The 26,491-nt window shown below is 36.3% G+C and carries 14 protein-coding genes; 5 read left to right on the forward strand and 9 right to left on the reverse strand.

Going from position 1 to position 26,491, the window contains the following annotated elements; genetic code table 11:
- Positions 1–103: 103 nt before the first annotated feature.
- The 4 genes from M0051_RS08525 (at position 104) to M0051_RS08540 (ending at position 7,018) form a co-directional block, all read left to right on the forward strand.
- Positions 104–3,253, forward strand: coding sequence for a glycoside hydrolase family 2 TIM barrel-domain containing protein (locus M0051_RS08525; protein WP_306741110.1), 3,150 nt, complete (start codon positions 104–106; stop codon positions 3,251–3,253).
- Positions 3,254–3,458: 205 nt separating this feature from the next.
- Positions 3,459–5,492 (forward strand): trehalase family glycosidase, encoded by a 2,034-nt coding sequence (locus tag M0051_RS08530; protein WP_306741111.1) that lies wholly within the window; start codon positions 3,459–3,461, stop codon positions 5,490–5,492.
- 186 nt (positions 5,493–5,678) lie between these two features.
- Complete coding sequence (locus M0051_RS08535; RefSeq protein WP_306741112.1) at positions 5,679–6,512, forward strand: DUF4328 domain-containing protein; 834 nt, start codon at positions 5,679–5,681, stop codon at positions 6,510–6,512.
- Positions 6,513–6,520: 8 nt separating this feature from the next.
- Positions 6,521–7,018: a hypothetical protein gene (locus tag M0051_RS08540; RefSeq protein WP_306741113.1), complete on the forward strand. Its 498-nt coding sequence runs from the start codon at positions 6,521–6,523 to the stop codon at positions 7,016–7,018.
- 93 nt (positions 7,019–7,111) lie between these two features.
- Here M0051_RS08540 and M0051_RS08545 read toward each other — a convergent pair whose 3' ends face one another.
- The 8 genes from M0051_RS08545 to M0051_RS08580 form a co-directional block, all read right to left on the reverse strand.
- Positions 7,112–8,533, reverse strand: coding sequence for a flotillin family protein (locus M0051_RS08545; RefSeq protein ID WP_306741114.1), 1,422 nt, complete (start codon positions 8,531–8,533; stop codon positions 7,112–7,114).
- Positions 8,534–8,574: 41 nt separating this feature from the next.
- A complete protein-coding gene (locus tag M0051_RS08550; RefSeq protein ID WP_306741115.1) occupies positions 8,575–9,159 on the reverse strand; it encodes a hypothetical protein in 585 nt (194 codons plus the stop codon).
- Positions 9,160–9,341: 182 nt separating this feature from the next.
- Positions 9,342–12,167, reverse strand: coding sequence for a pitrilysin family protein (locus M0051_RS08555; protein ID WP_306741116.1), 2,826 nt, complete (start codon positions 12,165–12,167; stop codon positions 9,342–9,344).
- 340 nt (positions 12,168–12,507) lie between these two features.
- Complete coding sequence (locus M0051_RS08560; RefSeq protein ID WP_306741117.1) at positions 12,508–15,786, reverse strand: S41 family peptidase; 3,279 nt, start codon at positions 15,784–15,786, stop codon at positions 12,508–12,510.
- A 194-nt stretch (positions 15,787–15,980) separates the two neighbouring features.
- Complete coding sequence (locus M0051_RS08565) at positions 15,981–18,059, reverse strand: glycoside hydrolase family 97 protein (protein ID WP_306741118.1); 2,079 nt, start codon at positions 18,057–18,059, stop codon at positions 15,981–15,983.
- 193 nt (positions 18,060–18,252) lie between these two features.
- Positions 18,253–19,863, reverse strand: a complete 1,611-nt coding sequence (locus M0051_RS08570) for a DUF6377 domain-containing protein (RefSeq protein WP_306741119.1) — start codon at positions 19,861–19,863, stop codon at positions 18,253–18,255.
- A 113-nt stretch (positions 19,864–19,976) separates the two neighbouring features.
- Positions 19,977–21,293, reverse strand: coding sequence for a TldD/PmbA family protein (locus M0051_RS08575; protein WP_306741120.1), 1,317 nt, complete (start codon positions 21,291–21,293; stop codon positions 19,977–19,979).
- 40 nt (positions 21,294–21,333) lie between these two features.
- Entirely contained in the window at positions 21,334–22,869 is a 1,536-nt protein-coding gene (locus M0051_RS08580; protein WP_306741121.1) for a TldD/PmbA family protein, read from the reverse strand.
- Between the two features lie 138 nt (positions 22,870–23,007).
- On the opposite strand from M0051_RS08580, the gene M0051_RS08585 reads away from it, so the two are divergent.
- Positions 23,008–25,095 (forward strand): prolyl oligopeptidase family serine peptidase, encoded by a 2,088-nt coding sequence (locus tag M0051_RS08585; protein ID WP_306741122.1) that lies wholly within the window; start codon positions 23,008–23,010, stop codon positions 25,093–25,095.
- A 71-nt stretch (positions 25,096–25,166) separates the two neighbouring features.
- Here the strand turns inward: M0051_RS08585 and ilvA are convergent, their stop codons facing one another.
- Positions 25,167–26,432 carry a threonine ammonia-lyase gene (gene ilvA / locus M0051_RS08590; protein ID WP_306741123.1) on the reverse strand — a complete coding sequence of 422 codons (1,266 nt, stop codon included), beginning with the start codon at positions 26,430–26,432 and terminating at the stop codon, positions 25,167–25,169.
- Positions 26,433–26,491 lie beyond the last annotated feature (59 nt).

A 26,491-nucleotide genomic window follows, 5' to 3' on the forward strand; every position in this document is an offset into this window, starting at 1 on the left:
TGGTGATTGTTTGCCGGACTCTCTTTTCAACCAAAAACACAAACAAGAACATTTAAACTAAATAATTAGCAATTCTAAATTTGACTTGATTTTTGAATTAATCATGAGAACACTTTTAACGATTATGCTTCTTCTCTTCTACCAGGGCATTTATGCTCAAGAGAACGGCAAACAGAACGACTGGGAAAATCCAGAGATTGTTGGTATCAACAAAGAGCAAGCAAGAGCATCTTTCTATGCTTACAGAACCGAAAACAAAGCCATTCAAAATAGTAAAGCCAATTCGAACTATTTTATCAATTTAAATGGCACGTGGAAATTTAACTGGGTAAGAAAACCTGCCGATCGTCCGGTAGATTTTTACAAAACCAACTACGACGTATCTAAATGGGATGATATTAAAGTTCCTGCACATTGGGAGCTGGAAGGATATGGAGTGCCAATCTACACTGATGTTTCCTATCCTTTTCCAAACAACGAACCATACATTCCTCACGATTACAATCCGGTAGGATCGTACAAGAGAAACTTTAGCATTCCGAAAAGCTGGAAAGGTCAGGAAATCTATATTCACTTTGGTGGAGTTCGTTCTGCTGCATACGTATGGGTAAATGGAAAAAAAGTTGGATATACACAAGGAAGTAAAACACCAGCAGAATTTAACCTTACCAAATACGTAAAACCAGGCAAAAACCAATTGGCTGTTGAAATTTACCGCTTTAGCGATGGAAGTTACCTTGAAGATCAGGATTATTGGAAAGTAAGTGGTTTTGAGCGTGATGTATATCTGTATGCCAGACCTAAAACCCACATCAGAGATTTCTTTGTTCAAGCAGGATTGGATGATACCTATACAGATGGGGAGTTTTCTTTGAATGTTAAAGTAAATCAGATTGCAAATAAAGGTGCCAACAGATCTGTACAGGTAAAAGTTTTGAATGGAAAAAAAGAAGTCATCAACTTGAAATCAAACAGCAAGTTAGTACAAGGTGACAATGATTTTATTTTCTCAAAAACAATTCCAAATGTGCGCAAATGGACTGCTGAGACACCTAATCTTTATACTCTTCAAATCGAATTGAAATCAGGCAATAAAACCATTGAGGTAATTCGTAGAAAAATTGGTTTCCGCACTAGTGAAATCAAAGATGGATTGCTACAAATTAATGGTGTGCCGATTACAGTTCGCGGTGTAAATCGCCATGAGCATGATATGGATAATGGTAGAGTGATAACTGAAGAATCGATGATTCAGGACATTCTATTGATGAAGCAATTCAATATCAACTCTGTTCGTAACTCTCACTATCCAAATCGTGAACGTTGGTACGAGCTATGTGATGAGTACGGATTGTACATGATTGACGAAGCAAATATTGAGGCTCACGGTTGCGAACCATACAACAAAGAAAAAACACTAGCCAATAAGCCACATTGGAAAAAAGCATTCATGGACAGAACCGTTTCAATGGTGGAACGTGACAAAAACCATGCATCCATTATCATTTGGTCTCTGGGAAATGAAACCGGCAGAGGCCGTAACTTCCATGCCACTTACAAATGGATTAAAGAGAGAGATAAAAGCCGTCCTGTTCAATCGGAAGATTCAGGCAGAGAGTTTAATACTGACATCTTTTGCCCAATGTACGATCGCATGTGGGAAATGATTAAGTATGTGGAGTATGTACAGAAACGACCTTTAATCCAATGTGAGTATGCCCATGCCATGGGAAATAGCGTTGGGAACCTGAAAGATTACTGGGATTTAATCTACAAGCACCGCCAATTACAAGGTGGATTTATTTGGGATTGGGTAGACCAGACTTTCAGAAAAACCAATGAAAAAGGTGATACCATTTTCGGCTATGGTGGCGATATGGGAGTTTATAAAGTTCAAAACGATTCTAACTTCTGTGCCAATGGATTGGTAAGTGCCGACAGAAAACTTCATCCTCACATTTGGGAAGTGAAGAAGGTATATCAACCCATTGCAATAAAAAAAGTAGATCATTCTGCAAACCAGTTTGAACTGATCAACAGATATGATTTTATCAATCTGGATGATGTTGAGATTACCTGGACTTTGAAAGAAGATGCTACAGAAATTGCAAATGGAATGGTTGACACTAAAGGCTTGTATGCTCATCAAAGCAGAAGGTTTAGTGTTGGAATGCCTGATATTAAGGCCAAGCCAGGTAAGGAATATTTCTTGCTGTTCGAAGCTCATAGCACTTTTGAACAACCAATGGTTCCTAAAGGACACCGAATTGCTTGGGAACAATTCCAGTTGCCAATTTATAAGAAGGTGAAAGCCATTGCAGCAAAACAATTGCCTGCACTTACTCTAAAAGAAGATCAGAATGAGATTAAGATCGATGCAAAAGAATTTAAACTTCGTATTTCTAAATCAAACGGAAGTTTAAACTCTTATAAAATAGATGGAACAGAATTAATTGAAAATGATTTGAAACCTTTCTTCTGGCGTGCGGTTACCGATAATGACTTAGGGAATGGTACCCCTGCCAGATGCAAGGTCTGGAAGACAGCTGGAGAAAAACGTGAGTTGCTTTCCATTGAAATCAATCAAATTTCAACACAACAAATCGAGGTGATCGTAAAATACAATTTACCAACAGCTTCTAGCAGCTACAAAACGAAATATCTGGTATCAGGTAATGGTGATATCGAAATCGAAAACACTTTTGTTCCTCAATCAAATGATCTACCTATGATGCCTCGTTTGGGAATGCAAATGGAATTGCCAAAAGAATTTTCAAACATTGAATGGTTTGGCCGTGGACCACAAGAAAGTATGTGGGACAGAAAATCAGGTGCGATGCTTGATCATTACAAAGGAACAGTTTGGGAACAATATCACCCATATGTTCGTCCGCAGGAAACAGGTAATAAAACCGATCTTCGCTGGATAGCACTTACCAACAACGATGGTAAAGGTTTAATGGCTATTGGAGCTCCATTACTATCAGGTTCGGCTCTAGGATTCGATTACAAAGAGTTGTATCATGGTGGAAAGGACAAACCAAACAAACATGGCAATGCAATCAAACAAGGAGATGTAATTAGTTTTCAGATTGACTACAAGCAAATGGGTGTTGGTGGTGATAACTCTTGGGGCGCTCCTGTTCATGCAGAATATTGTATTCCTTCTCAACCATATAAGTACAGCTTTATCCTTCGTCCGATTAATGGGGAAAAGGATTTAAATGAATTGAGTAAGACGAGAGTAAAATAATTAACAGCTTACGCCCTTTCAGGGCTTAAAATAAAATACATCAATACAACGGGCTCTGCCCGTTGCTATTGCTAAAGGCCATTCAGGCCAAGCTTAGCTAATATATTTCCCTGAAGGGGAAAGAGCATTAACATAGGTCGAAGGCCTATGAAAAAGAATAAAATAAGTAACAAAGCCCTGAAAGGGCGCAAGCTATTTAAGTAATATGAAATTCATACACATCAGCTTAATTGCAGCAATACTATTGTTCTCTTCCTGCGATCAAAAAAAGCAAGAGAAGAAAGATAATGCAGCAATAGATCTACAAGAAAAATATACCAATGTACTCAACATACAAGGAGTACCTACAAAACAATACGATTTAAAACCATTCGGATTCTCTGATATGGGTGCCTGGCATGGATATGCTTTGCCTCATCAGGATAGTACTGCCTACTATGGTGGTTTTGCCGGACCATTAAGCATGAAAATGTGGGGTCAATGGTTGGGTAAGAATCTATGTCAGTTGGTATTGACTGATGCCAATACAAATCAGGAAATTGACTTGAGCAAAGCCAAGGCCGAAATGATTTACAAACCTGGTAAGTTGCAGCAGAAATTACAATTGCAGGACATTATAATCGATATTCAGCTTGTATTTGCCAGCAACAGAACTTCTATAATCCAAACATCCATAAGCAATAATTCCAAGGAAGATATGCAGCTTAAAATGGGTTGGAAAGGAGAATTGTTCGAGAAGGAATTGCAATTGGCAAAAAGCACCAACGGTGTTCAGGTAAATTACAAAAAGAGTGATGAAATCTTCCTAATGCAAACTCATCTTCAAAATGAAGTTAGCATTGCCAATAACAAGCTTTCCTATCAAATGAATCTTACAAAAAACCAATTGGTGAAAGCTGGTCAGAAAAGTGAAATTAGCATGCTTCACTCCCATTACTTTAATGAGAAGGAAGCCATGGCAGAAGGAAAATTGCTTAGCTTATGGCTGAAAAATCCACAAGATGTTTTCTCACAAAACAAATCGCGTTGGAACGGATATTTAAGCAAAGCTTTGGATAGCAAGAATCCATTACTAGATAAAGAAGAAAACAAGCGACTTGCAGTTAAATGTGTTCAGACCTTACTGACCAACTGGCGTTCTCCTGCAGGAGATTTGCAACATGATGGTGTATTTCCATCGGCAGCCTACCAGGGATTTTACGGTTTCTGGTCGTGGGATAGCTGGAAACAGGCAGTAGCATTGGTTCGTTTCAATCCAGAATTGGCCAAGAGCAATATCCTATCCATGTTCCAGTATCAGGATGAGATGGGAATGGTAGCGGATTGTGTTTATTTCGATCCTAAGGATAATAACTGGCGCGATACGAAAGCACCACTGGCAGCCTGGGCTGTATTGGAAATCTACAAACATACCAATGATCTGGATTTTGTGCGTGAAATGTATCCTAAATTGGTGAAGTATCATGAGTGGTGGTATCAATATCGCGATCACGACCAGAATGGTTTGTGTGAATATGGTTCGACCGATGGAACATTGATTGCTGCAAAATGGGAAAGCGGAATGGACAATGCCGTTCGTTTCGATGATGCAAAAATGCTAAAGAATAACGATCATGGATGGTCGATGGATCAGGAATCAGTTGATTTGAATGCCTACTTGTTTGCAGAAAAAGAACAGTTGGCTGAACTGGCTGATCTTTTAGGGAAAACCGAAGATACCAAAGCATTTACCAAGGCTGCTAAAGCACTAAAAGAAAGAATCGTAAAAGACTTCTACGATGCCAAAGAGGGATTCTTTTACGACAGGGCAATTAAATCAGGAAAACTGCTAACCGTACAACAAGGACCAGAAGGATGGATTCCTTTGTATACAAATATCGCAAACCAGGAGCAGGCAAAGGGCGTTAAAAACTTACTAACAGATAGTACAAAATTCGCAACCAAAGTGCCCTTTCCTACCCTGGTTGCCGATCATCACAAATTCAATCCTTTAAAAGGATACTGGCGAGGTCCGGTGTGGTTAGATCAGGCGTATTTTGGAGTACAAGCTTTGAAAAACTATGGCTACAAGCAAGATGCTGATGCATTGACTCAAAAATTGATTAAGAATGCAGAAGGTTTATTGCAGGATGCTCCAATCCGCGAAAACTATCATCCAATTACGGGTAAAGGATTAAATGCCAATCATTTTTCATGGTCGGCAGCACATTATCTACTATTGCTAACAGACGAAATTTAAAATTCAACAACAACAAACACCGCTCATTTTTTGAGCACATCTAGTTTTTCATTAGTTAATAGTTGAACACCTTGACTTCCTATGGGAGGTTAAGGTGTTTTTGTATTCAACATTTGCATTTTTTATTTATTGCTTTGATTTATGATTATTGCTACTTTCACCATATAAAACCTAATAAAAATTTCTATGAAACAAATTGAAACCTGTAAATCATGTAGCAATCGTAAATTTGATTCACAGCAGGGTATTCTATGCTCATTAACTGAAGCGAAACCTTCTTTTGAAGACATCTGTCCCGATTTTATTCAAGATGAAAAAATTATAAAAAAGGAAGTTGAAATTAGCAAGTACATTCTTCCTAACAAAAAATTGGCGAATGCTGTCATGTGGATCATGTGGCTGGTTCTTTCAACTCAATTACTGGGCATGTTATCGCATTACATGCAGTATAACTTATTAACATCAGCTCTAAATGGTGAAACAGTAACAACTCAAATGGCAGAAGATAATGATTTAAGACATACCTTAATCATGGTAATTCATTATTTAGCCTTTATCACATCTGCGATACTATTTGCCATTTGGTTTTATAGAGGATATAAGAATTATCATACCAGATTTAAACATCCTTCTTATCAAAAAAGTTGGGCCATTTGGGGATGGATTGTTCCTATTGCCAGTCTTTTTATTCCCTATAAAATTATGAAGGAGATGTATGAAGATTCTAAAAAGAAACTAATTGAGTTCTCGGAAGATTATTCATTTATTAATATGACAAGCTTAATCACGATTTGGTGGACACTTTGGATTCTTGCCAACTTTATCACCAATATCGTATCTAAATTCTTTGATGACGAAGAGACTTTACAAGGTTTAATTGATTACTCGATGGCCGAAATGATATTAGGATTCTTCTTTGTTCCTGCAGCAATTGTAACCTTTAAATTAATAAAGGATTACTCCTATATTGAGGAAAAATTAACAACACTTGAAGCCGAAATTAAATCACATAATTCTTAAAATTCCAAATGAAAAAAATAGAACTAATTGCCATTATTGCTACAATTGTTGCATTACTTTTAAAACAATTTGGACTACATTATTCTGGTATAATTCTAACTATAAGTCTCAATTTATTAGCTATTTATTATTTCTTGTATTATTTAAGCAGTAATGATCCAATTGCCTATCGAATTAGAAAAGTATTTATAAAGGAAGAGGTTAATAATTCAATTAAAGTTAAAATCTGTGGAATGGGTTTACCAATTCTACTGATTTCAATACTTTTTAAATTAATGTATTATCCTTATGCAACAACCTTATTTTACATTGGGTTGTTAGCTTGTTTTCTTAGCTGTTTACTATCCTTTATTGAGTATCACAATACAAAGGATATATTCGTTCGACAGATGATGACAAGAATCTTAATTATTGGAGGTATTGGTTTATTCCTATTTTTTATTCCAACTGAAATCCCAAATGATCAAGGTAATCTAAAATCAAACAAGATGGAGATAAACAAATAAGTAATTCCCTCTGTTCCAAGTCTAGTTGGGAAATTGAAAAAACAAAAAGGAGCACCAAACGATGCTCCTTTTCACTTCTATCCGATCAACTGTTTATTCCTCTTCTTTGTTTTCTTGTTCAGAAACATCTTCGAAGTCTACAGTCTCATTATTTTCTTCTACTTTTTTGCCCAGGTAAGTTGGCAATTCCATTCCAGCCATTTTGAACAATTCTTCCATTGGAGGAATCGATCCCATCATGCCTTGCATAAAGTTAGCAGTAGATGTTTTGCCATCTTTGCCATTACCATTTTCCCAAACAGTAACCTTATCAATCTTGATGTTCTTGATGGCTTCAACTTGCGTAGATACCAATTCTGGCAATTTATCCGCAATCATCAACATTACAGCATCCTTAGCGTCGCTACCAGCAGCATTTACAATCTTATCGAAACCTTCGGCTTGCTTACTCAAAATCTCATAAATACCTTTCGCTTCTGCCTCCATCTTCATGTAAATCGCATCGGCCTCCCCTTTCGCATGACGACGGGTTTGCTCTGCAATTGCTTCTGCTGCAATCTCAATCTTTTCCTTATCAATTTGTGCTGGCACAACGATATCTGCAGTCTGCGATGCTTTATCACGAACCGCACGAGCAGCTTCCGCTTTCTGCTCAGCCGAATATGCTTCCTCTAATGCACGTGCCGTAGCAACTTTCTCTGCAGCCGTAGCCAAACGTTCTGCTTCCGCTTCTTTCTCACGTCTGTCAGCATCCGAATTTGCAACGGTAATCTTTGCCGTATTCTCCCCTTCAACTGCTGTTGCATCTGCCGCAGCCACCTGAACACGTTGTTCCTGTAATGCATTAGCCTCACCAATAGAACCATCACGATTCTTCTCAGCTACACTCTTCTTCGCATCATTTATCGCCTTTGCAGCAGCTTCCTTACCCAATGCATCGATATAACCCGATTCGTCGTTGATATCCGTAACGTTCACGTTGATCAGTTTCAAACCGATCTTTTTCAATTCCGCCTCAACGTTTGAAGATACAGCAGCAAGGAACTTATCACGGTTGCTGTTGATCTCCTCGATATCCATAGTAGCAACTACCAAACGCAACTGACCAAAGATGATATCCTTTGCCAAATTGCTCACATCCACTTGTGACAATCCTAAAAGTCGCTCAGCAGCATTGGTCATCACACCTGCTTCGGTTGAAACCCCAACTGTAAATCGAGAAGGCACGTCAACACGAATGTTCTGCTTACTCAAAGCATTAGTCAAGTTAATTTCAATTGAAATTGGTGTAAGATCAAGAAATGCATAATCTTGAATAATTGGCCAAACAAATGCAGCTCCACCATGAATACACTTGGCTGAGCGCGATTCGGCACCACCACCTTTTCCTACCTTACCATACACAACCAAAACCCGGTCGGATGGACAACGCTTGTACCTTTTAAAGAAGGATACAATTAGTACGAAAACGAATATTACTGCAGCAGTAATCAAAAGAACAATATATTCTCCCATAATGTTTTATTATTTAATTGGATTTAATGATTATTAATAGATTAACCGATTGGATATACAACAAGAATTTGATCGTTTAGGATCTCGACAACTTCCACAACAGCACCAGTTTTGATATCGTTTTCAGCATCGGTAATGGCATCCAAAGTTTGTAAGCCTTGTACCTGAATCTGCACTTTACCCATGCCTTTGCGATTACCTGGAATGGTGAGGTATACATTACCAACTTTGCCAATTGCATTGTTTAGGTTTAATGTGCCTTCTTCGGTCAATTTTCCCATAAAGTAAAGGATTGAGGCCATTATTACCATCATAATTAAACCTGCAATTGTAGCAATAAAAGTAGATATGAAGGGTCCAAATCCAATGTGAACACAAATGATTCCAGTCCAACCAAAAATGGTAAAAAAGGCGATCAGGTTCTTTAAGGTTAAAAACTGAAAATCGATCCCCGTATCTCCAGAAACATCTGCATCACCGTCAGCAGCAACATCGTCCACATCTCCTCCAAGAAAAGTCATTACCATTTGAATAAGAAACAGAACTGAAAATGGTACAGAGATACCCCAGAATATCTTTTCAACAATATCCATGGCACTCCACCAGTCAGAAATTTGTAGTATCATAATAATTGATTTTGATTTGATCTAAAGTAGTAAGAATTCTTGACCTAACAGTGATTATGCTTAGCTGTTTTTTGCTTTTTAGTTGTATTCTATATTTCACATGTTTTTGATTGATTTTTATCAGATAAAAAAAAGGAGCATCACTCTGGATGCTCCTTCCATTATTTCTTGATAAATCTTGTTTATTTTTCTTTTGGAGACATTACCACTTCTACTTTTCCTGTTTTAGCAAAGTATTTCTTTGCAAATTTCTCCACCTTTTCTTTGGTAATGGCGTTAATCATTTTTTCATAATCTTCAATTGCATCAACACTTTCGCCATAAGTATAGTAACGATTAATTGCATTAATCCAATAACCGTTCTTACGAAGATTTTCCTGATATTCTTTGATGAAGTTTTCCTTCGTTTCAACCAAGTCATCCTCCTTTACTCCATTTTTAAATAAGCCTTGAATTTCATCATAAACAATACCTTTCAACTTGTCAGCCTTAGCTGGGTCAGTATCAAAGCGAATAACTAAGTTGTACTCTTCACGTGGGAATTTAGATACATATCCTCTAACTCCAACACCATATGATCCACCTTCTTTTTCACGAATCACTTCAAGATATCTCTTATTCAATAGACTAGACACAAAGCTCATCATAAGTTTATTATCCCTTGAATATTTGATATCACCATGTAAGTCGATATGAATGGTTGTTTTTGGAGTTTCCATTTCTCTTGTAAAATGGTTGTAAGTGTCCTTTTTAGGATAATCTACACCATTATCTTTCCAAGTTTCATCACGATCGATATCCTTGATACTTCCCAAATATGTTTCGATTAATGGCTTGGCTTTTTCTACATCAATATTACCAACAAATACGAAAGTAAAATCACTTGCATCAACGAATCTTTCTTGATACACTCGCTTCATTGTTTCAAGATTCAAGCTTGCAATCATATCTGTGTTGAATAAGATTGTTCTAGGATTGTGATCAGTTGTAGTAAGCGAAACAGAATCTCTGAAAGCCTTGTTAACATCAGCACCCATATTGGCTACATAAGCCATATATCTTCCTTTTAATGCGGTAAATGCTTCTTCATCGAAACGTGGAGCAACAAAATACATGTGCACCAATTGCAACATGGTTTCAAAATCCTTAACAGATGAGTTTCCACTAAGTCCTTCAGACAATTCACTAATATAAGGTGAAACGCGAACTGATTTTCCTGTCAATAACTTTTGCAAGCTAGTCTGATCAAACTTACCTAAACCGAAATTAGCAATAAATCCACCTGCCATTTCTGCTGAAGCTAAATCTTCCACACCGTATAATGAATTTCCACCTTTACTAAATGCTTGCAAACGAATTTCATTTTCTTTGAAATCAGTCTTCTTTACTACTACTTTTGCTCCATTGGCTAAAGTCCACTCTGTAGCATCAAAACCATTAAGTTCTGCCTCTTTCTTTACCTCACCTGCTTTTGGCACTTCTGCAATTAAAGGTTCGGTAATTACCTTATCTACGTAAGGTTTTAAATCTGCTTTTCTTACTTTTTCGAGCAAAGCCAATAGTTGCTGTTCAGTTGGCAATTCAACATTTTCTTTTTCAGGAGCTGTAAATGTGATAATGACATTTTCCTTTGTCATCCATTTTTTCGAAAATGCATTTACCTCTTCAGCCGATATGCCTGGCAATAATTTCTTAATTGCTTCGAATTCAAATTCAATTCCCGGAACAGGTTCATTTACCAGGAAGTGTCTTTGGTAACCTCTCACCAATCTATCGTTATGTTGCTTGTTACGATCTTTGTATTGTTTTTCAATACTGCTCAACATTTCTGTTTTTGCTCTTTCCAATTCTGTAGCAACAACACCATATCTATTTGCTCTTTCAATTTCTTTTAAGAAGGTTTCAGCTCCACCAAGTAAATTACCTTCTTTCAAAGTTACACTGTTGTGATAAACATCCATTTTACGAGCTTTATTGTAATAAGCAGCCCATGCATTAATAAATGGAGCATTGCCTTTTTGAAGCAATTCATTTAAACGATTTCCTAAAATACTTGAATGCAAATTCTCAATAAGAGAATTACGATAGTATTTCATGTTCTTCTCGTTAAACGGAGTTGCCTTATGCTTGTAAAAAACCTCAAATGAATAATTGCTTACCTCAGGATCGGTTATAATACCAACAATTGGTTCTTTATTGCCTGGAACATCATAATAAATTCTTTCCTTAGGATTTTTAACAGCTGGAATGTGAGCAAACATTTCTTTGATCTTGTTTTCAAACTTTTCAGCATCAATATCACCTACAATTACAATAGCCTGTAGGTCGGTACGATACCAGTCATGATAAAAATCGCGAATAACCTTATGATCAAAGTTATCAATCACATCCAAGTCACCAATTACATCACGCTCAGCATACTTCGATCCTTTGTAGATTACTTTATTCTTTTCCAGGTAAGCTCTCATACCACCTGATCTTCTGGTTCTCCACTCTTCGTGAATCACACCACGTTCGCTGTCGATTTCCTTACCTTCTAAACTTAGGTAATTCGACCAATCATGTAAAACCAATAAAGCCGAATCCAAAAGGTTTTCGTTTGAGGTAGGAATGTTACTCAAATTGTAAACCGTTTCATCAACATTTGTGTAGGCGTTAATGTTTCGACCAAATGCAACTCCATATTTCTCAAGGTAATTTAGAACTTCTTTTCCAGGGAAGTGTTCAGTTCCATTAAAAGCCATATGCTCCAGAAAGTGAGCCAATCCGTTCTGGTTGTCATTTTCCAGAATTGCTCCTACATTCTGTACAATATAGAAACTTGCACGATCCTTAGGCTCCTCATTGTGTCGTACGTAATAAGTTAATCCATTTTTTAACTTTCCCGTTCTTACATTTGGATCCATAGGAAGTTTGGAATCCATTTGATTTTGGGCTGTTAACATTCCTGTTCCAGCCAATAGCAAAGTCCCACAAAGGCTAACTTTACCAATAAAATTTTTAATCATTTGATATCTGTTTTGGTGATTTGATTTTAAAAACTTACCCAACATAAGTGTAAGTTCTTTATAAAATAACGAAAGAAATAGTTATTTAACAATTCCATTTACACTTTTTAACAATTGGATGATTTCATATTTACAATATAAATCCAAATGTAAATCAATCCCAAAAGCTTCTAGAACATTCACTTTTCTTCAAATATGCTCGCATTTATTTTCATAAATTTCTAAATTCACCCACCCTTTAATATAGATTTAATCTAAATTCTACATCAAAGCCTAATTTTGATTATAAAAAAAAGGAGCATCAAATCTGATGCTCCTTCCTCTAATATCGATACACTTACTATTTGATATCTTCTTCAATCCACTCTGATCGGTTAGGGTTAGCAGGTGGAATAACTTTTTTCTTTGCTGGCTTATTTTCCAGTTCCTTTAACAACTCTTCCACAGCTCTTTTAACACAAGGATCAATTCCTTTTGCCACCAAGTGTGGTTCATCGTAAACTTCGATATCCGGATATACACCCACTCCTTCGATAATCCAGTTTTGGTTTTCATCGAAGATACCAAAACGAGGAACTGCAATATAACCACCATCAACTAATCCTGCATTACCCGACATGCCAACTAATCCGCCCCAGGTACGAGTCCCAATCAATTTACCCAATCCTTTTTTACGGAAGAAATATGGGAATGCATCTCCACCTGAAGAAGAATAATGGTTGATTAACATTGCTTTAGGTCCATCATGAGCCACACCAGGTGTTTTCCATGGTTCCAATCCACGTAAGTGCCAGTATGAAAGTACATCTCGATCTAATAAATCAGCCATATGATCAGGAATGAATCCACCACCATTGTAACGATCATCTATAATCAATGCTTCCTTATCGTGATATGCATACATCCCTCTGTGCAATTCACGATTACCTTCTACGGCCGTGTTTGGAACATGAATGTACCCAATTTTTCCGCCTGATAATTTTTCAACCATTGCTCTACGTTCGTTAACCCAATCCAGATAAATTAATTCCAATTCGCTGGCTATTGGTTTAATGGTATAGGTTTTAGCTCCCTCATTACTTGGAGTCGAGTTTACAGTAATTTCAACTCTCTTGCCAACCATATTCTCAAGATACAAATATGGATTTACCTTGGTGGTAACATCATGTCCGTTAATGCTAATCAAGTACTGACCTTCTGTTACATTTACACCTTGTTCGGTTAAAGGAGAACGTCGTGCCGAATTCCAGTTTTCACCATCGTAGATTTTTGAGATGATGTATCTGTTGTTTTTCAAATCAGCTTTTAGTTTTGCGCCCAATAAGCCAGTTTGAACTGATTTTACTTTCTCAAAATCACCATAATTCACGTAGGCATGACCTGTATTCGTCTCCGAAATGATTTCACCCAAAATGTAATCCAAATCTGCACGGTGTGCAAGGTCTTTCACCATCGGTTCATAATCAGCCTTAATTTTCGCCCAATCAACACCATGAATGTTTTCTACATAGAAATAATCTCTGAAGATTCTCCAACCGTCGGTATAGATCTGATTCCACTCCTTAACAGGATCAATCTTCATTTCCATATCATCAAGATCCAATGCTCCAGACTTTGGTGCCTGACCTTTTGATAAATCTGTAATGCCATAAGTTGAACCAGAACGGTACATGATCTTGCTTCCATTATCAGCTAATTCATAATCTGAAACAGACTCAAGTACCACCTCATCCTTTTCTTTTTTAAGAATGTAGTGATGCAAACTACCATTGGTTCTATATAAAATACCATCTTCCACAGCCTTTAATCCACTGTAGTTTCCTGATGATACCGGGAAAGCAACTATGCGATTGTTAATGCCATCAAAATCGATCTTAACCTTTAGCTTTCTCTCTTCTTTTGCATCAGGTTTCGATTTTTTCTTCGATTTTGATGATTCTTTCACCTCTTCCTTATACTCTTCAACATCAGTTTTTAGTGGGAACAATTTTGGTCCATCGGCTTTTAAAGCCATTGCATAAATTCGAGTTGCATTATTATACAAGTAATTGAACTCAAAACTTGAAAAATCAAGGTTAAAATCTCTATTCGATAGGAAATAAATAAAGTTTCCATCTTTAGAGAATACAGGAGAAGAATCGCCAAATGTATCATTGGTTAAAGCATGTTTCTTACCTGTTGAAAGTTGGTAAACCCAAATTGCACCTTGTCCGTTAGAGCTATCTTTTACGTATGCAATCCAATCTGAATCTGGCGAAACAGAGAAATCTCTAATTTCATTTCTATTGGCTTTATCAATCACTTTTAATTCGCCAGTTTCAACATTGATTAACTTCAGTTTTAAACTGCGATCGAAGAAAACCAGATACTTACTATCTGGAGTCCATTTTGGTTGATACATCCAAGAAGAAGATCCTTTGGTAATTTGTTTTGCCTTAGCTCCCTTCTTGTTTTCCAATAAATAGATTTCATACTCTCCAGTAGCATCCGAATAGTAAGAAATATACTTTCCATTAGGAGACCAGCTTGGAGACATTTCCCTAACACCTTGTGTTTGCGTTAAGTTAATTGTAGATCCATTTTTAGCCGGAACAGAGAAAATATCACCACGAGCATCGAATAAAGCACGTTTTCCTGAAGGAGAAACAGCCCAATTCTCAATGAATCCTTTCACATTTTTGTAGAATGGTAATGTGTTTGGATTATCAAAATTGATATTTACAACTACGCGTTCTTCCTTACCTGTTTCCAAATTTAATTTGTATAGTTGTCCTCCATTTTCATAGGCAATTTGTCCATTCTCTCCCGATGGCCACATCACATCAAAATTCTTGTGATGAGTTATTTGAGACAATTCCTTACTGTCTACATCATATTTGTAAATATTCAGTTTCAAGTCACGATCTGAAGCAAAGTAAATTGCATTCTTGTACCATGAAGGAATCTGGTCGGAACCAACAAACTTCGTTATTCTTTCCGATTGATCCTTCTCTAAATCGTAAATCCAAAGATCGGCCGCACGTCCTCCCTTGTATCTCTTCCAAGTACGGAATTCACGGCTAATTGGAGCAAAACACATTTTAGTGGCATCTGGTGAGAACACACCAAATCCACCTTCCGGAATTTGAAGTTCTTCTTCCATTCCTCCATCAATACCAACTTTAAAGTATTTACCATTTCTTTCACCAAAAGCAGTACGATTCATACGCACCAGGATAGATTTACTATCTGGTGTCCAGTCCAGAACAACATTATCAAAACCTCCACGTGGTGGCATTAAACCAACCGAATTGTAATAAGTTAACTGTTTTGGAGTACCTCCTGTTGCAGGCATTACATAAACCTGACGACTGCCAGAATATTCACCTGAAAATGCAATCCACTTTCCATCTGGAGAAATTTTAGGGAATAATTCCATTCCCATATGAGAAGTTAAACGTGTTGCGTCGCCACCATTTGAATCTACAGTCCAAATATCGCCAGCATACACAAATGCGATTAAATTGTTATTAATGTCAGGATATCGCAATAAACGAACATCCTCTTTTGCATGAGCACTTCCAATAATGCTCATAAGAACGGTGAACAATACACCAATTCTCAATCTGATTTTTAGCATGTTACTAGTATTTGTGAATTAAGGATCTCAATTAAAAAATTGATGTAGTGAAGCTACAAAAAAAGTGGCATCCTCCGAGAAGAATACCACTTAAAATGATTTATTTCCGATTTGCGTAAAGTTTTATACTCAATATCAAAAAGCTGTCGGTATAATACTCGAAATAACACTTTTAATAAAATGAGTATTAAAAACTACTTCTTTTCGATCAGACTAATTGCAGCTCCACCACCTGCAGCTAATTTTAGGTTCAATTCGGAAGTGTTATCAACTTCCATTTTTTCAATCTTGTATTCAGTAGGGTTTTTATCCCAATGTGCATTGTCACCATCCGTGTATAGAGTAGCCATATATTTTTTACCTGCTGGCAAGAAATCCAGAGCAACTTTCATATCACGAGCATTTTCGTCGGTAATAGCACCTACAAACCAATTATTCGATTCACGGTCCTGACGTGCGATGGTAACAAAATCACCAATCTCACCATTCAATACTTTTGTTTGCTCCCAGTTTACAGCAACATCACGTATAAATTGGAATGCATCATTTCCTTTATAACTTTCAATCAAGTCTGGCACCATTTGAATAGGACTGTTAATCACAACATACAAAGCCAATTGGTGAGCCAATGTAGTATTAACCTGATTCTCTTTTTTATATGGTTCCAATTTGATATTGAAAATACCTGGTGTGTAATCAATAGGTCCAGATAACATACGTGTAAACGCAACAATTGGCAAGTGTTCTGCCGGATTTCCTCCATCAGAAGACCAAGCATTAAATTCTTGCCCGCGAAGACCTTCTCTTGCAATCGCATTTGGATAAGTACGACGTAAACCTGTACCCTTAATTGGTTCGTGAGCATTAATGGCAATCTTGTTCTCAGCTCCTTTTACCAAAGCTCTTCTGTAATGATTCACCATCCATTGTCCGTGATGGAACTCTCCTTTAGGAATAATCTTTCCAACATAACCGGTTTTCACAGAGTGAATTCCCAATGAGTTCATTAAATGGTATGCTGTATCCATTTGCTGGTCGTAAGTACGTGGAGCAGCCGATGTTTCGTGGTGCATAATTAACTCAACACCTTTTGATTTTCCATAACGAGCCACTTCGGCTAAATCGTAATCAGGATAAGGTGTTACGAAATCAAAAACACCTTCACGATCCTCAAAACCAATCCAATGTTCCCATCCTGTATTCCAACCTTCAACCAAAATACCTCCAAGATTATTTTCTGATGCGAAATCAATTAATTCTTTTGCATATTTGGTAGTAGCACCATGGCGTCCACTTGCTTTATCCCAGGTTTTGGTTCCCAAGTGCATGTCCCACCAGATGCCTACATATTTCATTGGCTTAAAGTAATCAACCTTACCAATTTTATTTGGTTCGTTCAAATTAACAATCAGATCCGATTCAATTAAATCACCTGCTTTCTCAGTAATTTGAATGGTTCTCCAAGGGGTATTAAACGGAACGCTACGTTTTACTTTGTAATCGTTATTTAATGATCCAACCAAACAAGATTCCCACATCATGTCTTCCTTGTTTACTTTTAGGGTCATTCCAGAGTAATCCGTTAAGTTTGCTTCGTGAAAACTTAAGTAAACACCTTCATTAGTTTTCATCGAAACCGGAGTATTCACAGCATTATTTGGAATAGATGTTTGCGCTAAACTTGCATGATTTCTCAATTTTGTAGCATCAATTTCCGAAAACATTGTTGTATTATACAAATGCTCATAAATATCCCAATCGCCAGGAATCCACCAAGTTTTGTGATCTCCTGTCAAATTAAATTGAGTATTTTCCTCAGTAATTAATACTTCCTTCATCGAATCCTGCTCAGGGAACTCATAACGAAATCCCAAACCATCGTTATAAACTTTAAATACGATGTTCATTTTTCTGTTTGGAGCTTGTTGTTCTTCCAAACTCAGTTTTAATTGATTAAAATTATCAACTACAACTCGTTTCTCTCCCCATTGCATTTCCCAGCTGGAATTGCTCGATGAACTTTCTGATTCTATAATTTTCCAACCTTTTTCAATGGCTGGCATGTTTTTCAAGTCAAATCCCATTGAAGAAGGTTCAATTACTGGCTTACCTTTAAAAGAAACCTGGTAAGTAGCCTGACCTTCTACCATACTCACTTCAACACCAATTTTACCATCAGGCGATGATACATTGGTTGTCATTTTCCCTTTGGTACATGATGCAAAAATCATCAAGCAACCAATTAACAAACTTTGAATTGATTTATTTTTCATTGCTGAGTTTATTGATTTAGTTAATCCGTTTTCTTCAAATTCAAAATAACAGTAGAAGTTAATCAATATCTAAAAACAAACCCAAAATATAGAAATCAAACACAGCACCAAAAACACTAAAGATTGATAGTGTGATACTTTCATCAAAACAAGAAACTATAAAATATAGATGGCATATAGATCAAATATCCATTTAAACCGACTTAATTTCCATTATTTTCGCCTCGAATTCATCATTTGAAATGAGAGATCGATTCTTGATTTTCGTTTTATAGGTATAAATTGTATTTACAGAGAAGTTCAAAATACTTGCAATTTTTTCATTATCGTTTACACCCAATCTAATTAAAGCGAATATTCTCAAGTCTGTATTTAGACATTGAGAATCTTTTAATATTATCCTTTCGGATTCCTCAAACAACAAATTGAATCGCTTCACAAAATCAGGGAAAAGTTTCAAGAAAATTCTGTCAAAATCTTCGAATAATAATTGTCGTTCTTTTTTAGGATTGTAATTTTTCAATTCCGATTCAATCGCATCGTATTGTTTTGTCATTAACTGTCGGGATATGGCCTTCTTCATACCTTCCATTTTCTCAATAAACTGAGAACTGAAATTAAAATAATACCCAACGTACTCCTCCTTTATTCTACTTACCTCTCTTAAACTTTCATTTACTATTCGAAGATTTTCGTTACGTTCGCCAATTTCCTTTCTAACCTTTTTTAACTCCTGCAACTGTTTAAAGAATACAATTGCCAAAAAGATAATTACAATTAGTAATACAGAGATTACAATACCAATGATGACAGCTAGCTTTTTCTCTTTCTCCAGCTCTCCAACAACAGCTGCATCAATATCTGGTTGTATGAAAGATATTTCCAATCTGCGGGCATTACTACCATAAAATTCAGCATCTTTTCTTGCCTGTTCTATAAGTTTATTAGCTTTCTCAAGATCTCCTTCGTGAAATAGTATCTCGGCTAAAATTTTAGAAGCTAATGTTTCTTTAGTAGCCGATAATACATCTCCAATTACCGCCTTTTCAATGGCTTTTTTGGCCTCATCTTTTTTTCCAAGTCTAGCCAAAGCAACTCCCATACCACTCTGGCATATTGCCATTTGGTGAGGATCGAGATTTGAAGCTTCTATTATTTTAGTGTAATATGTTACCGCACTCTTATCCTTTTGATGATTTAGACTTTTAAGAGCCAAAGCCAAATTATAATGAAAAAAATTGTCTTTTCCCTCCTCCTCAATTTTGTCAACATACTGATCTCCTAATTTCCTATACTTTGGTGAATAAAATCCCCAACGAGAGTTTGCCAAATCATAATATGCACGATATGCTACGGCATAAAATTCAATTCTTTTTTCATTAGGCAAATCTTGCCCTCTTATGGTTTGTATAGTATCAATGGTTTCTTTGTATAAACCTTTTAAGAGTAAAACCAGTGCCAAGTTCGATTTAGATTCTGCAATTTTCTCTGCATCCTTTAACTGGTAAGCCATTTGTAAAGACTGATTGCCATAATGAAAAGCAGAGTCATAAACGAAATATTCATACTCTTTGCTTAAACTTGAAAATAAATGGTATTGATCTTCTAAGTTGACTTTCTTATCGAATCTATTTACAGAATCAGTAATTGAGTTTATTTTCCTCCATTTTGCATCATCGATACTATCCTTTAAATTCAAATAATAATTTACATTCTTTTCTTTACTAGTTTGAAATATAGAATTGGAATGAGATGTAAATGATACGAGAATCAGAAATAGTAAGATGAATTGCTTTGAGTACATATTTTTAAATTAAAATCAGTTTAATTCTGTTTGATCATTTCGCATTACAAAAATAGGTCTGTTCGGAACAAAATCCCAACAGACCCTACTATTTAAATTTTTAGAACAATATTTTACAATCCACTAAAATCAATTCCTTCAAATAGCATACTTGGTGTTTGCCATGAACGATCGGTTAATGGATCATTTCCTACAGCAGCCAGTTGATTCCAAATCTCTTTATGATTCCCTGTAATGTTCATTCCTGCAATAGGATGAATTACTTCACCATTTTTCACATAGAAACCTTCAACCCCAACCGAGAAATCACCAGTAGCAGGATTAGAGTTACCGCCATTAAAACCAGTAACCAAAATACCTTCTTTCATTTCTCTGGTTAAGCCGTTTAAATCTTTACTTCCTTTTTCGAAAATTAAATTAGACGGTGAACCAGTAGTTGGTTGCATATCTAATTTTTTCCCGTAATAATTACCAATGTAATAGGTCTTAAGGATTCCTTTTTCAATTACAGTCATTTCTTTGGCTGCCAATCCATCTCTGTCGAAAAGACGAGAATTACGCCCCGATTCAATAAATGGATTATCAATAATGGTTAAAGCGTCTGAAGCCACCTTCTGTCCAATTTTACCTTCCATAAAGGAACGCTTTTGCTGCAAATTATAACCATACAGTGGTTGAAGTAAAGAGCTAAATACTCTACCAACAGAACGATTTTCAATCAGCATATCCATTTTACCTGATTTGATTTTTTTCGCTCCAATTTTCTGCAAAGCTCTTTCAACAGCGTACTTTCCTACTCCTTCAGGATTTAATTTATCCCAAAAACGAGTTGCCATATAATGACCTGCCGAAGGTCTGCTATCGCCACCATTAATGGAAGCACTGGCACTTACGTAGAAAGAAGTAGATTCATTGAATCCTTCTACTCCATTACTCATCACCATATAACCACGTGATGATCCATCGCCATAGGAACCTGAAACGGTAATGATTCTATCATCCATTCCCATAGTTTCTGCTTCAACTTTCATAGCTACGTCAATCTTATCACGAGGATCAACTGCATCGTAGGTTGAGTCAGAAAGTTTCAAATCACGCTCTTCACCATTGTAACAAAGTTCACGATCTGGTAAAGATCTGTATTTATCTTCAGCAAGATAATTGGTTGCTAAAATTGCTTCTTTAATAAATCTTTCCAATTCAGGTTTATTCAATCGATTGGTAGAATGTGTTGAATATCTGCCATTCACATAAAGTTTAATACTTAATCCACTTTCGATTGACTCCTGAATTTTATCGATCTTTTGTTCTCTAATCTCAACATCGGATTGTTTAGAGTCGTATACAGAAACTGAAACTTCATTCGCTCCATTTTCCTTTGCATATTTGGAAGCCCAATGGGCCAATTCCATTTTTTTATTGTCTTTCATTGATTCTTCTTTTTAATTGATAAATGATACTAGAATGCAACTATGCATTTACTCCACCAACAGTAAGTTTCGAAACTTTTATTGTTGGTAATCCTAGTGATACAGGAACTCCTTGTCCACTCTTACCACAAGTCCAGGTACTGCAATCCATTTTAAAATCGTTGGCTACCATTTCAATTTCAGCCAATGATTCCGGACCATTACCAATCAGGTTGATATCCTTAATTGGTTGAGTCAGTTTTCCATTTTCAATTAAATAGCCTGATTTCACATAGAATGTAAAATCTCCAGCTCCAATTTTCACCTCACCATTGGTGAATGAATCAACAAATACACCTTCTTTTACACTGGCAATGATTTCCTCTTGGGTATGAGGACCATTTTCCATATAAGTATTTCTCATACGAGGAAGAGGTGCATATCTGAAAGATTCTCTTCTACCATTTCCAGTAGGATCTACACCATAATGCTTGGCACTAATTCTATCGTGAATGTAACTTGTTAATACTCCATCTGTAACTAGCTTGGTTTTTTGTGTATCAATTCCTTCATCATCGATATTCACCGAGCCTCGAATATTTGGGTTGGTTCCATCATCAACAATGGTAACGAAATCTTTTCCAATCTTCTTACCCATTTTATCAGAGAAGATGGAAGTTTCCTTGCGATTGAAATCTGCTTCAAATGCATGACCAATAGCTTCGTGTAATAAAATACCTGAACTACCAGCAGCCAGAACAACAGGCATTTCACCAGCTTTAGGCTTTCCTGCCAAGAATTGTCTTTTTGCTCCATCCACAGCTTCTTTGGCAACTTCATCCAGTAAGTCTTCAGTAAGATATTCGAATCCAACTCTCATTGATCTAGATGAACCAAAATCTTCTTTTTTGTCACCATCAATCATTACTACGCTGGCATACAAGCTAAACATTGGTCTGTAATCACAACTCATAATGCCTTCTGAATTAGCAAACAAAACATAGCTAGATTCATCATTTAGATATACTTGAACTTTATCCACTTTTTCATCTAAAGCAAAAATCTTGTCGTTCAATTTTTGTAGATAAGGGATTTTCTGTTTGATAGATACATCTTCCCAAGCAGTCTTGAACTTGTAATAATCAGGATTAACCTTTTCACTTAAATTGATAGAAGGAAAATCTTTACTTTCATTAGCTATACTTGCAGCAGTTTTAGCAACTTTAAGCATTGCTTCCAAACTTACTTCTTCAGAAAAAGCATATCCTGTTTGGTCACCTTTTAATACCCTTACACCAACTCCATAAGCAATATTAGAACCTGCACGATTCACTTCGTTATCCATGAGGCCAACATTGTTCGAAAGGGTGTGCTCAAAATACAAGTCACAATAGTCTCCTCCTCTCGATAAGGCTTCAGCCATTACTTTTTGTAACATTTCCTTGCTCACGCCGAAATGTTCCAGATACTCATTTAGTCCTGATTGTTCTGTTAATCGATTGCATCCAAAGCTTAGAAAGGAAGGAAGAATCGCCATTCCTGCAAGAGAGACAGATCCTGTTCGGATGAACTCTCTTCTTGAAACTTCATTATTCATACAAATGTGTTTAAGGTTAGGGTTTTCTTTGATTTTTCTGGCAGACAAAAGTTAATAATTTTTATTGTCATAATAAAATGATTTTTCCTAAATTCGTCGCTCCTTAACAATACAAACACTTACATTAACTTTTATACAATGATTAAATCCATTACAAAAGTTTTGACTGTTCTTGCCCTAATACTTAGCTTTTCGGCAACAAAAGCTCAAAATTTAGAATATCCGTTCTGCCCAAAACATACTGTTGCAGATACTTTTTTTAATAAATATATAGTAACTGAAAATTACCGATGGCTGGAAAATGTAAGAAGTGATAGTGCTGTTAAATGGATTGAAGCAGAGAATAAATTATCACGAAAGTTTTTATCGAAAGCATCGGCAAAATACAATTGTAAAAGCCTACTAGATAAATTCAGTTACGTTAGAAGCAAGAAAGCAGTTAAAAAAGGGAAATACTTCTATCGTAAAGTTATAAGAAACAGTATGGCATCAGCAAGTTTATACATTGGCGAAAAATACAATGAAGTTGATCAAATCTTAATCGATCCTAATTATAACAATAAAGGTGACAAAGTTTCCATTACCAGCTATCACCCTTCTAAAGATTCAAAGCTTTTAGCATACACAATCAATAGAAATGGAACCGATTGGAGAGAAATAAAAGTTGTTTCATTACCTTCTGGAAAAAAACTTTCTGACCACATTAAAGGAGTGAAATTTTCATCTACTGAATGGAAAGGAGATGGTTTTTATTACAAAAAATACCCAAATAAAGGGGAGTTTTATTCCAGCATCGGAGAGGAAATTTATTATCACAAGCTGGGTGATCCTCAAGATAAAGACAAACTAATTTTTAAAAGAAAAGATCCATCTGTTCATTTTGGATTCATGACAAGTTCAAATGAAAGGTTTTTCTTTTTATATGAAGAAACCAAAACTCATTGTAATTATTTCTTCATTGATTTTAACTCTGATCAACCTTACTTGCGTCCATTGTTAATGAAACAAAAGAATTTCATACATATATTGGATAGTCAAAATGGTAAAATCATTGCTAAAATAACAAAAGGATCAAATGGGGGCTCTATTGTTGAAATAGATCCATACAATCCATATCAATGGAGAGAAATTGTACCTGCAATAAAGAATGGTGTATTGCTTAGATGCATACCAAAAGCTGATCGTTTAATCACTATTTTTCAACGAAACCAAACTCCACTTCTAAAAATTTTTAAATACTCGGGAGAACAACTGTATAGTTTAGAATTACCACAATCAAGTTCTGTAAATGGATTTTATGGCGAAAAAGGTGAAGAGGATATTACTTTTACACTGCAAGAACTAACTAAACCTGCCATAACATTTCATTTTAACACCCGCACATTTGAGAGAAAGTATGGTGATCCGGTAAACGTAACTTTTGCTTTTAAGAATTATGAAACCAAATCAATAAATTATACAGTAAATGACAGTATCAAAGTACCATTAACCTTGGTTTATAAAAAAGGATTGAAGTTAGATGGTAATAACCCCTGCATGTTGTGCGCTTATGGTGGTTTTGGTAGAATATTTAAACCAAAATTTGACCCCGGTATCGTGTATTTTATTGAAAAAGGAGGTGTGTTTGCCTATGCTAATGTTAGAGGTGGTGGTGATTTAGGAAAAAAGTGGACTTTGGCGGGTCGCAGACTAAATAAACAAAATGCTATTGATGATTTTAATGCTGCTGCAGAATTCCTAATTAAAGAAAAATATACCAGCTCTGAGAAATTAGCGGCTAAAGGTAGTTCTCACGGTGGATTATTGGTTGCTGCAGCTGCTATACAACGTCCGGATTTATACAAAGCTGTAGTTCCTGTAGTAGGTGTAATGGATATGTTACGATTTGAAAATTTCACGGTAGGCAATTTTCACATTGATGAATTTGGTTCAGTACAAAACTCTTTGGATTTTGTAAATTTAAAATCCTATTCTCCACTACACAACATCAAAGAAGATGTAAATTACCCTTCGATGCTTGTTATGACATCAGAAAACGACGACAGAGTTCCTCCTTTTCATTCTTATAAATTTGTTGCCAGGCTTCAGAATCGTAAAGCACAAACAAATCCAATATTGCTACGTGTTGAACAAGATGCAGGACACAATGGTGCAATGAATAAAAATGGACACTTAAGAAAAAAAGCTGATATGTACGGGTTTATTTTAAAGATACTAAATCAGTAGTTTTACTATACATTAAAAAAGCGATATCTGATTTACAGGTATCGCTTTTTAATCGTTATAAACATTGAATATTAAACTATGAACTGAAACAAATCAGTCTTATCATTCAGGTACTCAAACACAAAGTTTCTTTCCGTCATTCGTTCTTGTAATCGCTTTAGATCGTCTGGTTGACGGACTTCTATCCCAATTACAGCTGGACCTTTTTCTCTACTGTGCTTTTTGTAATACTCAAAGTGCGTAATATCATCCCCCTGATCTAAAACATCATTTACAAACTCTTTTAATGCTCCTGATCGTTGAGGGAAACGAACAATGAAGTAGTGCTTCAAACCTTCATACAGTAAGCTTCGTTCCTTGATTTCTTCCATTCTTGTGATATCATTATTGCTACCACTTAGTATACAAACCACGTTCTTACCCTTTATTTGATCCGATATCAATTCCAAAGCAGCAATCGATAATGCTCCTGCAGGTTCTGCTACTATCGCATCTTCGTTGTACAACCTTAAAATTGTAGAACAAATCAATCCTTCAGGAATCACGACCACATCATCCAATACCTTTTCGCAAATGCGCCAGGTTAAGTCTCCCACTTTTTGCACTGCAGCACCATCCACAAATCGATCGATACTTTCCAGAGAAACATTCTCCTTTTTCTCGAATGCCATTTTCATTGATGGAGCACCCTCTGGTTCTACACCAATAATTTTGGTCTGTGGACTAAATTCCTTTATCCATGCTCCAAGTCCCGAAGCCAAACCTCCTCCACCTATTGGCACAATAATATAATCAATAGGATCCGGACAATCTTGCAGGATTTCAAGACCGATGGTTCCCTGTCCTTCAATAATTTTCGGATCATCGAAAGGATGAATAAAGGTTTTTCCATGCTCTTCCGCATCAGCCAATGCTTTGTTTGATGCATCATCGAAAGTATCACCAGTTAGGATTACCTGAACATACTCGCCACCAAACATTTTTACCTGTTTGATTTTTTGACGCGGTGTGGTTTCCGGCATGTAAATTACTCCTGAACAGCCCAATTTCTTGCAAGAGTATGCTACACCTTGTGCATGATTGCCAGCGCTGGCACAAACAATCCCTTTCTGGAGTTGTTCCTTGCTTAAACCAGAAATCTTATTGTAAGCACCTCTTATTTTGTAAGACCTTACCATCTGAAGATCTTCACGTTTTAAACGGATATTGGCATCATATTTTACAGACAGGTTCATGTTCTTCAATACTGGAGTGCTTTCTACCACTTCCTGCACCGTTCGACCGGCCTTCACAATATCTGCCATTTTTGGATAATAATATTCTGTTTTTGTTGTCACTTTTCCCCCTTTGGTTAAAGAGCATACAGCAACCAGCTTCCATTACTTTCTGATAGCTA

Origin of the sequence: Marinifilum sp. D714 (assembly GCF_030851345.1) — a bacterium.
Lineage (GTDB): Bacteria > Bacteroidota > Bacteroidia > Bacteroidales > Marinifilaceae > Marinifilum.

Bases quoted from the DNA above. Each gene is read 5' to 3' on its own strand.
- M0051_RS08525 (WP_306741110.1), top strand. From the start codon at position 104: ATGAGAACACTTTTAACGATTATGCTTCTTCTCTTCTACCAGGGCATT.
- M0051_RS08530 (WP_306741111.1), top strand. From the start codon at position 3,459: ATGAAATTCATACACATCAGCTTAATTGCAGCAATACTATTGTTCTCT.
- M0051_RS08535 (WP_306741112.1), top strand. From the start codon at position 5,679: ATGAAACAAATTGAAACCTGTAAATCATGTAGCAATCGTAAATTTGAT.
- M0051_RS08540 (WP_306741113.1), top strand. From the start codon at position 6,521: ATGAAAAAAATAGAACTAATTGCCATTATTGCTACAATTGTTGCATTA.
- M0051_RS08545 (WP_306741114.1), bottom strand. From the start codon at position 8,533: ATGGGAGAATATATTGTTCTTTTGATTACTGCTGCAGTAATATTCGTT.
- M0051_RS08550 (WP_306741115.1), bottom strand. From the start codon at position 9,159: ATGATACTACAAATTTCTGACTGGTGGAGTGCCATGGATATTGTTGAA.
- M0051_RS08555 (WP_306741116.1), bottom strand. From the start codon at position 12,167: ATGATTAAAAATTTTATTGGTAAAGTTAGCCTTTGTGGGACTTTGCTA.
- M0051_RS08560 (WP_306741117.1), bottom strand. From the start codon at position 15,786: ATGCTAAAAATCAGATTGAGAATTGGTGTATTGTTCACCGTTCTTATG.
- M0051_RS08565 (WP_306741118.1), bottom strand. From the start codon at position 18,059: ATGAAAAATAAATCAATTCAAAGTTTGTTAATTGGTTGCTTGATGATT.
- M0051_RS08570 (WP_306741119.1), bottom strand. From the start codon at position 19,863: ATGTACTCAAAGCAATTCATCTTACTATTTCTGATTCTCGTATCATTT.
- M0051_RS08575 (WP_306741120.1), bottom strand. From the start codon at position 21,293: ATGAAAGACAATAAAAAAATGGAATTGGCCCATTGGGCTTCCAAATAT.
- M0051_RS08580 (WP_306741121.1), bottom strand. From the start codon at position 22,869: ATGAATAATGAAGTTTCAAGAAGAGAGTTCATCCGAACAGGATCTGTC.
- M0051_RS08585 (WP_306741122.1), top strand. From the start codon at position 23,008: ATGATTAAATCCATTACAAAAGTTTTGACTGTTCTTGCCCTAATACTT.